This window comes from Promicromonospora sp. NPDC060204 (genome assembly GCF_042728455.1).
Lineage (GTDB): Bacteria > Actinomycetota > Actinomycetes > Actinomycetales > Cellulomonadaceae > Promicromonospora.
Genome location: NZ_JBHWZO010000047.1, coordinates 21,252 through 29,589, shown reverse-complemented (window position 1 = coordinate 29,589; position 8,338 = coordinate 21,252). Strand labels below are relative to the sequence as shown.

The 8,338-nt window shown below is 72.7% G+C and carries 9 protein-coding genes; 3 read left to right on the top strand and 6 right to left on the bottom strand.

Annotated elements, in window-relative coordinates; genetic code table 11:
- Positions 1–103: 103 nt before the first annotated feature.
- Positions 104–1,009, bottom strand: a complete 906-nt coding sequence (locus tag ACFWEJ_RS08695) for an SDR family oxidoreductase (RefSeq protein ID WP_377228803.1) — start codon at positions 1,007–1,009, stop codon at positions 104–106.
- A 91-nt stretch (positions 1,010–1,100) separates the two neighbouring features.
- Here ACFWEJ_RS08695 and ACFWEJ_RS08690 point away from each other — a divergent pair, with 91 nt between their 5' ends.
- On the top strand, positions 1,101–1,691 hold the full coding sequence (locus ACFWEJ_RS08690) for a TetR/AcrR family transcriptional regulator (RefSeq protein WP_377228802.1): 591 nt from the start codon (positions 1,101–1,103) through the stop codon (positions 1,689–1,691).
- Positions 1,692–1,697: 6 nt separating this feature from the next.
- Here ACFWEJ_RS08690 and ACFWEJ_RS08685 read toward each other — a convergent pair whose 3' ends face one another.
- Together ACFWEJ_RS08685 and ACFWEJ_RS08680 are read right to left on the bottom strand one after the other, a co-directional pair.
- Entirely contained in the window at positions 1,698–2,477 is a 780-nt protein-coding gene (locus ACFWEJ_RS08685) for an ABC transporter permease (protein ID WP_377228801.1), read from the bottom strand.
- The gene (locus ACFWEJ_RS08680; protein WP_377228800.1) at positions 2,474–3,238 is read right to left on the bottom strand and encodes an ABC transporter ATP-binding protein; all 765 of its coding nucleotides are present in this window, start codon (positions 3,236–3,238) and stop codon (positions 2,474–2,476) included. Before ACFWEJ_RS08680 ends, ACFWEJ_RS08685 begins: the two co-directional genes overlap by 4 nt.
- Before the next feature lie 114 nt (positions 3,239–3,352).
- Here ACFWEJ_RS08680 and ACFWEJ_RS08675 point away from each other — a divergent pair, with 114 nt between their 5' ends.
- Together ACFWEJ_RS08675 and ACFWEJ_RS08670 are read left to right on the top strand one after the other, a co-directional pair.
- Positions 3,353–4,453: a sensor histidine kinase gene (locus ACFWEJ_RS08675; protein WP_377228799.1), complete on the top strand. Its 1,101-nt coding sequence runs from the start codon at positions 3,353–3,355 to the stop codon at positions 4,451–4,453.
- Between the two features lie 14 nt (positions 4,454–4,467).
- Positions 4,468–5,148 carry a response regulator gene (locus ACFWEJ_RS08670; protein ID WP_377228798.1) on the top strand — a complete coding sequence of 227 codons (681 nt, stop codon included), beginning with the start codon at positions 4,468–4,470 and terminating at the stop codon, positions 5,146–5,148.
- Between the two features lie 6 nt (positions 5,149–5,154).
- Here ACFWEJ_RS08670 and ACFWEJ_RS08665 read toward each other — a convergent pair whose 3' ends face one another.
- From ACFWEJ_RS08665 to ACFWEJ_RS08655, 3 genes are read right to left on the bottom strand one after another with little or no spacing between them, the layout of a single operon-like run.
- The gene (locus ACFWEJ_RS08665) at positions 5,155–6,054 is read right to left on the bottom strand and encodes a carbohydrate ABC transporter permease (protein ID WP_377228797.1); all 900 of its coding nucleotides are present in this window, start codon (positions 6,052–6,054) and stop codon (positions 5,155–5,157) included.
- On the bottom strand, positions 6,051–6,980 hold the full coding sequence (locus ACFWEJ_RS08660) for a carbohydrate ABC transporter permease (RefSeq protein WP_377228796.1): 930 nt from the start codon (positions 6,978–6,980) through the stop codon (positions 6,051–6,053). The genes ACFWEJ_RS08665 and ACFWEJ_RS08660 overlap by 4 nt, the downstream gene beginning before the upstream one ends.
- A complete protein-coding gene (locus tag ACFWEJ_RS08655; protein ID WP_377228795.1) occupies positions 6,977–8,305 on the bottom strand; it encodes an ABC transporter substrate-binding protein in 1,329 nt (442 codons plus the stop codon). Before ACFWEJ_RS08655 ends, ACFWEJ_RS08660 begins: the two co-directional genes overlap by 4 nt.
- Positions 8,306–8,338 lie beyond the last annotated feature (33 nt).

Below are 8,338 nucleotides of genomic sequence, written 5' to 3'. Positions count from 1 at the left end.
GAGCTGGCTCAAAGCGAAGAAACCCGGGCCTCAAAGGGGAGGGAGGGGTGGGGCCGGAGGGGAGGGTTGGGTTGGCCTCGCGCTCCACGAGCGGACGCCGCCCCTACCGCCCCGACGGCGTCGAGTACGCGCCCGCCGTGATGTCCTCGACCAGCGTCGGGCCGGTCGGCGTCCAGCCGAGCAGCTCCTGCGTCGCGGTGCTCGTCGCGGAGCCGTCCAGGCCGAAGAACCCACCGATCCAGCCGAAGTGCTCCGGGACGTCGTCGGGCGCGACCGAGGTGACCGGCAGGTCGAGGAAGGCACCGATCGCCTCGGCGATCTCGCGGCTCGTGACCCCCTCCTCGGCCACGGCGTGCAGCCGTGCGCCGGCCGGCGCCTTGGCCACGGCGAGGGCGACGAGCCGGGCGGCGTCGGAGCGGTGCACGGCGGCCCAGCGGTTGGTGCCCTCTCCCGGGTAGCCGGACACGCCCTGCCGGCGGGCGACGTCCGAGATCACGGAGATGAAGCCGTGGTCTCCCGCGCCGTGCACCGTGGGCGAGAAGCGCAGGCTCACGACGCGCACGTCGCGGTCGACGTACTCCAGCGCCAGGTTCTCGGCGCCACCGCGCGGCGAGTCGGGGCCGTAGGACGACGAGGTGTCCGCCTCGGTGGCGGGCCGGCCCTGCGCCAGCCCGGCGGTGCCCGCCGCGAACAGGAACGCCCGGCCCGAGCCGGCGAGGGTGTCGGCGAAGGTCTGCACGGCGGCCCGCTCGGCCGCGTTCGACGCGGCCGGGTTCGCGAAGTCGTGCTTGTTGGCCAGGTGCAGCACCGCCTCGGCGGCGTCGGCGCCGCGGCGGAGGCCGTCGAGGTCGTCCAGGTCGCCGCGCTGCACGCGGACCCCCTTGGCCTCCAGCGCGGCCGCGGACGCGTCGGACCGGGCGAGCGCGGTGACGGCATGGCCGTCCGCGAGCAGCTCGTCGACGGCCGCCGACCCGATCCAGCCGGATGCTCCGGTGACGAAAACCTGCATGGTGAACCTCCAGTGATGTCAGTGACTGTTGTCAGTCACAGACATCACCATACGCGTGACGTCAGCCCCTGTCATCACCTAGACTGGAGCCATGGTCAGATGGCAGCCCGGGACGAACGAACGACTGCAGGCCGCTGCGCTGGAGCTCTTCGCGAGCCAGGGCTACGAGCAGACGACGGCCGCGGAGATCGCGCAGTCCGTCGGCCTGACCGAGCGCACCTTCTTCCGGCACTTCAGCGACAAGCGCGAGGCGCTGTTCCACGGGCAGGAGCTGCTGGTCGATGCGTTCCTCGCCGGGGTCGCAGCGGCGCCGGACGATGCGGCGCCCATGGAGCTGGTCGGCGCGGCGCTGGAGTCGGCGGCGCAGTTCTTCCCCGGCGAGCGGCGCGACCACTCCCGGCTGCGGCAGAGCGTCATCGACCAGAACCCGGCGCTGCAGGAGCGCGAGCGGCACAAGATGTCGGTGCTGGCCACGACGCTCCGCGACGCGCTGCGGACCCGCGGCGTCACGGAGCCGGCGGCCACCCTCGCCGCCGAATCCGCGGCCACGGTGTTCGGCGTCTCCTTCACCCAGTGGATCGCCCCGGGCGAGACCCGTTCCATCGTGGAGATCGAGCGCGGGGTGCTCGCCGAGCTCCGCGGCCTGACCGCCGTCGCCCCTGCCCCTGCCGCACGGGGCTGACGGCCGTCAGTCCCAGCGGAAGAGCAGCGCCGCGGTGACGCTGCCGACGACGACCGTCACACCCAGGCTGATCAGGTGCGCCGGCTCGACGGCCACACCGACCCACGCCGCGGCGAGCGCCTGGACCGCCGCACCGAAGGGCAGCCGTTCGCCGACGGCGGCGACCGGCTCGGGCAGCCCGGCGAGCCCGCCGAACATGCCGCCCACGGCGCCGAGCGCGAAGAACCCGACGAGGCCGATCGCGACGGCCGAGTTGGGGGTGGGCGCGACGGCGGCCACGATCATGCCGACGGCGTACATCGCCGCCATGGCCAGGACGTAGACGCCGACCGCCGTCGCGAGGTGCTCCGGCGGCCGGGCGCCGAACGCGAGGAACGCGACGGCGACGGCCAGGCCGAGCCCGAGGAGCGCCTGCAGCACGCTGACGACGACCTGGGCGACGAGTACCATGGCCGGCGAGGCGGGGGTAACCGAGAGGCGGCGCAGGATGCCGGTGCGGCGGTAGTACGCCAGGAAGCTCGGCATGTTGATGACGCCGATGGTGGCGAGCACCATGGTCAGCACCAGCGGCAGCACGTACGCCTCCAGCGCGGAGAACCCGTTGACCACGACCTGGTCGCCCGCCGACGGGGCGCTCGTCAGCAGGATCAGGAGCGGCAGGCCGAGCGGCACGACGAGGCCCGCGGTGTCCCGCGCGACCATCTTGGCCTCGCACACGAAGAGGTTCAGCCAGGCCCGCGGGCCGGGCCGGTGGACGGCGATCGTGGTGGCGGCGGGGATGCTCATTCGGCTGCCTCCAGCGGCTTTCCGGTCAGGGCGACGAACGCGTCGTCGAGGGTGTCCGCGCCCGCTCGCGCGGTCAGCTCCCCCGGCGGGCCGACGGCGACCAGCCGGCCGGCGTCGAGCAGGGCGACCCGGTCGCAGAGCCGCTCGACCTCCTCCATGGCGTGGCTGACCAGCACGATCGTCACGCCGTCGGCGCGCAGGCTCTCGACCGTGGCCCACATGCGGCGCCGGGCGCGCGGGTCGAGGCCGGTGGTGAGCTCGTCGAGGATCACGACACGCGGCCGCCCCACCAGCGCGAGGGCGATGGACAGGCGCTGCTGCTGGCCACCGGACAGCTTCTCGAAGCGCACCCGGCGCTGCTCCGTCAGGCCCACCAGGTCGAGGAGCTCGCCGGCCGGGCGCGGGTCGGGGTAGAAGCCGCGGTAGAGCCCGACCAGCTCGGCCACGGTCAGGGCGCCGTGCAGGTAGGCCTGCTGGAGCTGGACGCCGACCACCTGCCGCACCCGGGCCCGGTCGCGCCGCGGGTCGAGGCCCAGCACGCGGACGCTCCCCCGGTCCGGCCGGCGCAGCCCGGCGATCATCTCGACCGTGGTGGTCTTGCCCGCGCCGTTGGTGCCGAGGATCCGGAGCACCTCGCCCACGCCGACGCGCAGGCTCAGCCCGTCGACCGCGACCTTGTCGCGGTACCGCTTGCCGAGGTTCTCGGCCTCGATGGCCGGCACGCGCCCGCCGGTGCCGCTCCCGTTCGTGTCGCTGCTCATGTCCGACGACGCTAGGTGGCCGGCCCGGGCGCACACCTGTGCCGTTGGTCAGGGTTGTGAACCATGACTTTCGGCACGGGCGGGGTCCGGCGCCCCGATCGTAGGGTGGCTGTCATGCGGCGGCTGGGGACGGAGGAGTGGTCGGGGCTCGCGATGCTCGTGGTCGCGCTGGCCCTGGCCGGGCCGGTGCTGTTCGGGCACGCGGCGACGTCCGTCCCGCGCGGCTGGTGGATCGCCCTGTTCGTCCTCGTGATGGTGACCCTGCTGGGCGCCCTGGTGCGCGAGCGGGCCGACCTGCTGCGGCACGCGCTGTTCGGCACCGCCGTCGTCGCGTCCTGGGCGGTGGTGCTCACCGCGCCACAGGTCGGCCTCATGCCGGTGCTGCTGGTCGTCATCGCGAGCGTCAGCGTCTACGTCGCTCCGCTGCGGGCGGGTCTTGTCGTCGTCGGGCTGAACACCGTGGTGCTGGTCGTGCTCGTGATCCAGCGGGGCGACGGGCTCGCCGACGCCCTCGTCGGCGTCGGCTTCTACCTGCTCATCCAGCTCGCGACGTTGCTGAGCTCGATGACGCTCGTCCGCGAGCAGCGGCTGCGCCGCGAGCTGAGCCAGGCGCACGTCGACCTGCGGGCGGCGTCGGCCCTGCTCACGGAGTCCGCGCGGACGGCGGAGCGACTGCGGATCTCGCGCGACCTGCACGACCTCATCGGCCACCAGCTCACGGTGCTCACCCTGGAGCTGGAGGCGGCGCGGCACCGCGACGGCGCACAGGCGCGCGACCACGTGGAGCGGGCAAACCGGGTGGCCCGGGACCTGCTGGCCGACGTCCGGACGACGGTCGGCGAGCTGCGGACGGCGTCGGCGGACCTGGCCGAGGCCTTCCGGCAGGTGGTGCGCGACCTGCCCGACCTGGACGTGTCGATCGACGTGGGGCCGGACGTGCAGGTGGACGAGGAGCAGACGGCGGCCCTGGTGCGCGCCGTGCAGGAGATCGTCACGAACACCCTGCGCCACGCCGATGCCAGCGCCCTGCGGATCGACGTGGCGGCCGGGCAGGACGGCGTGGTCCTGACCGCGCTGGACGACGGCCGCGGGTTCCGCGAGCTGGTGCCCGGCAACGGGCTGCGCGGCCTGGCCGAACGGTTCGAGGCCCTGGGCGGCGGCGTCGAGTTCGACGGCGCCGACGGCTTCCGGGTCACGGCACGGGTGCCGACGTGAGCGGGGGTGCCGACGTGAGCGGGGGTGCCTACGTGAGCGCGGGTGCCGACGTGACCCGCGTCGTCATCGTCGACGACCAGACCCTGGTGCGGCACGGCATCCGGGCGCTGCTGGAGATCGCCGACGTCGACGTGGTGGGCGAGGCCGACGACGGCGCGGCCGCGCTGGAGGTGATCGCCGCGACCCGGCCGGACGTGATCCTGCTGGACCTGCGGATGCCCCGCCACGACGGCCTCTGGACGCTGGCCCGGCTGCGCGAGCAGGGCAGCGACGTCCCCGTGCTGGTGCTCACCACGTTCGACGACGACACGCTCGTGCTGGACGCCCTGCGCTCCGGCGCGCGCGGGTACCTGCTCAAGGACGTGACGGTCGAGCAGCTCACGCGGGCCGTGCACGCCCTGGCCGGCGGCGGGACGCTCGTGGCGCCGTCGATCACGGACCGGATGCTGCGCGCGATCCGCGCCGTGCCGCCGGCGAACGGCGCCGAGGCGGTGCCGGCGCAGCGGCTGACCGGCCGCGAGCTCGAGGTGCTGCGGCTGATGGCCGAGGGGTACACCAACCGCGAGATCTCCGGCGCGCTGTCCCTGGTCGAGGGCACGGTCAAGAACCACGTCTCGACCATCCTGCTCAAGCTCTCGGCCAGGGACCGCACCAACGCCGTGCTGCGGGCCCTGCACCTGGGCGTGCTCGGCTGACGCCCGCTATCCCTTGAGCCCGCCGGCCAGCAGGTCCGCCCGCCAGAACCGCTGGAGCAGCAGCACCATCAGGATCAGCGGGATGACGGAGACGGCCGACCCCGCGATCACGAGCGGGTAGAGGTCGGAGTCCCCGGCGCCCTTCGACAGGAACGAGTACAGCCCCAGGGTGATGGGGTACAGCCGCTGGTCGGAAAGCATGATGAACGGCAGCAGGAAGTTGTTCCAGATGCCCACGAACTGCAGCAGGAACACCGTGACCAGGCCCTGGGCCATCATCGGCAGCACGATGGTGGTGAAGATCCGCGCCTCGTTCGCGCCGTCGAGCCGCGCCGCCTCCAGCGTGTCGGTCGGGACGGCCGCCTGCGCGAACACCCGGCACAGGAAGATCCCGAACGGGTTGATGATCGACGGCAGCAGGACCGACCACATCGTCCCGGCCAGGCCGAGCTGCGCCAGCAGCAGGTACTGCGGGATCGCCAGCACGATGCCCGGCACGAGGACGCCCGCGAGGATCGCGGCGAACAGCGTGTTGCTCCCCCGGAACCGGAACTTGGCCAGCGCGTAGCCCGCCATCGCCGACACGATTGTCGAGGCGACCGCGCCGACCCCCGCGTACACGATGCTGTTGACGCCCCACTGCCAGAACACCCCGCCGCCGTAGGTGGCCAGGTTGACGAGGTTGTCGGCGAGGCCGGTGCCGGGCAGGAACGAGAAGCTGGTGAACAGCTCGCGGGGCGACTTGGAGGCCGCCACCACCACCCAGGCCACGGGGACCAGGCAGTAGAGGGCGCCCACGAGCAGGACGATCGTGGCGGCCGGGGCGAACGTCTTCCGACGTCGGGTCGTGATGCCGGGCCCGGTGCGGGACGCCGTCGGACGCCGCGTGGCCGTGCTGGTGCTCATGAGGCGTCTCCGAACGTTCGGCGCTGGAAGAAGCGCAGGATGACCAGCGAGACGACGAGGGTGCCGACAGCGAGGAGCACGGACGCCGCGGCGGCGCCGCCCAGGTTGTCGTTGCCGAACGCCTCCTGGTAGATCGCCATGAGCGGCACCCAGGTGGACGAGATAGTGCTCGCCAACGGGCGCAGCGTGGCGGGCTCGCTGTAGAGCTGCACCGTGCCGATCACCGAGAACAGGCCGGTCAGCACGAGGGCCGGCGAGACGAGCGGGATCTTGATGCGCCAGGCGATGGCCCACTCGTTCGCGCCGTCGATCCGCGCCGCCTCGTAGATCTCCTGCGGGATGGCCCGCAAGGAGGTGTAGATGATGATCATGTTGAAGCCGACCCCCGACCACAGCGCGATGTTCGCGAGCGCGAAGTACAGGGTGGGGTAGGCGAAGAAGTCGAGGTTGCTGCCGCCGAGCTCCCGCGCGACGTAGCTGACCGGGCTGGTGCTCGGCAGGTAGAGGAACCCCCACAGCAGGCTCGCGATCACGCCGGGCACGGCGTACGGGATGAAGATCGCCGTCCGCGAGAAGCTCGTCAGCCGCGCCCGCGGGGTGTCGAGCAGGATCGCGAACAGCAGGGCCAGGCCGAGCACGCTCGGGACGGCGATCGCGCCGTAGACGAGCGACCGGCCGAACCCCGCGAGCAGCTCGGGGTTCGTGAGCGCCGCGACGTAGTTCTCGAGCCCGACGAACCCCTCGGTGCGCCGGCCGAACGCTCCCGCGCCCTCCAGGCGGAGCCCGCGGAAGCTCAGGTACAGCGCGTACCCGATCGGGACGAGCAGGAAGCAGACGAACAGGACGATCGCCGGGGCCGCGAACAGCCAGGGGGTCAGCTCGCGGCCCCGGCTCCCGCGCCTGCGGACTGGTGCGACGGCGGTCATGGGTTCTCGACGGTGTACCCGGACTTCTCCAGGTCCGCGACGACTGCCGTCTGAGTGGTGCCGTACACGTCGCGGAACGACGTGCCGCCGAGCGCCGCCTCGTTCAGGGCGTCGCCGAAGGCGTTGGTGGCGACGTTGACGTTCGGCCCCCACACGACCGGGATGGTCGTGTCGTCGATGACCTGGTCGGCCACCTCGTAGAAGTCCTTCTGCTGCGGCATGAGCCGCGGCGGGTCGTTCGAGAGCGTGGCCTCGCGGCCCGCGTTGCCGCCCGGGTACAGGTCGAGCGTGAGCAGGAGCTTCGAGCCCTCGTCGGACGCGCCGAGCCACGCGGCGAACTTCGCGGCCTCCTCGGCGTGCTCGGACTTCTCGGGCACGAGGTAGGTGGAGCCGCCGAGGAACGGCACGGACGCGTCGCCCGGCGTCCACTGCGGCAGCGGGATCGAGGCCCACTTGCCCGCGGTGTCGGGCGCCACCGAGTAGATGACGCTCGGCGCCCAGGCGGCGGCCGCCCAGCTCAGGATCTTGCCGTCGTTGACCTTGGCGTTCCACTCCGGTGTGAGCAGCGGCTCGACCGACAGCAGGTCGCGCTCGACGAGGTCCTGCCAGTAGTCGGCGGTCTCCAGCGAGGCCTCGCCGTCGATGCCGACCGACCACGCGTCGCCGTCGGTGCCCCACCACTGCGCTCCGGCCTGGGCCGCCTGCGCCGCGAAGAACTCGAGCTGTGTCGCCGAGAAGCTGGCGAGGTACACGTCGGGGTCGGCGGCGTGGATCTTCTCGGCGGCCTCCGCGTACTCCGCCCACGTGGCGGGCGGCTCGACGCCGTACTTCTCGAACAGGTCCGTGCGATAGGTGAGCATCATCGGCCCGATGTCCTGCGGCACGCCGTAGACCTGGTCGCCGAGCGTGCTGAGCGCCCAGATGTTGTCGGCCACGGCGTCGCGGTTCGGCTCGACGTCCTCGGTGATGTCCCGGACCACGCCCGCGGTGACCAGCGACGGCAGCGCGCGGTACTCGACCTGCACGACGTCGGGCGCCTCGTCGGCGCGGTCGGACGCCAGCAGCTTCGACGACGTCTCGGGCGTGCCGCCCACCTCGGAGAGCTTGATCGTGACGCCGGGGTTCTCAGCCTCGTACTGCTCGACGATCGCCTGCGCGGCGGGGTCGGCCTCCTTCAGCGACCAGGTCCAGAACTCCAGGGTGACCGGGCCGTCCGCGGCCGGTTCCCCGGCGCAGCCGGCCAGGCCGAGGCTCATGGCGACCACGGCGGCGCCGAGGCCGAGAGCGCGGCGGGTGCGCCTGGACTCACTGCTGTGTGTGCTCATCGCACATCTCCTTCGATGTGTTCCGGCCGGCCC

Coding starts and splice junctions, on each gene's coding strand:
- ACFWEJ_RS08675 (WP_377228799.1), top strand. CDS start 3,353: ATGCGGCGGCTGGGGACGGAGGAGTGGTCGGGGCTCGCGATGCTCGTG.
- ACFWEJ_RS08660 (WP_377228796.1), bottom strand. CDS start 6,980: ATGACCGCCGTCGCACCAGTCCGCAGGCGCGGGAGCCGGGGCCGCGAG.
- ACFWEJ_RS08655 (WP_377228795.1), bottom strand. CDS start 8,305: ATGAGCACACACAGCAGTGAGTCCAGGCGCACCCGCCGCGCTCTCGGC.
- ACFWEJ_RS08690 (WP_377228802.1), top strand. CDS start 1,101: ATGGTCAGATGGCAGCCCGGGACGAACGAACGACTGCAGGCCGCTGCG.
- ACFWEJ_RS08685 (WP_377228801.1), bottom strand. CDS start 2,477: ATGAGCATCCCCGCCGCCACCACGATCGCCGTCCACCGGCCCGGCCCG.
- ACFWEJ_RS08680 (WP_377228800.1), bottom strand. CDS start 3,238: ATGAGCAGCGACACGAACGGGAGCGGCACCGGCGGGCGCGTGCCGGCC.
- ACFWEJ_RS08665 (WP_377228797.1), bottom strand. CDS start 6,054: ATGAGCACCAGCACGGCCACGCGGCGTCCGACGGCGTCCCGCACCGGG.
- ACFWEJ_RS08695 (WP_377228803.1), bottom strand. CDS start 1,009: ATGCAGGTTTTCGTCACCGGAGCATCCGGCTGGATCGGGTCGGCGGCC.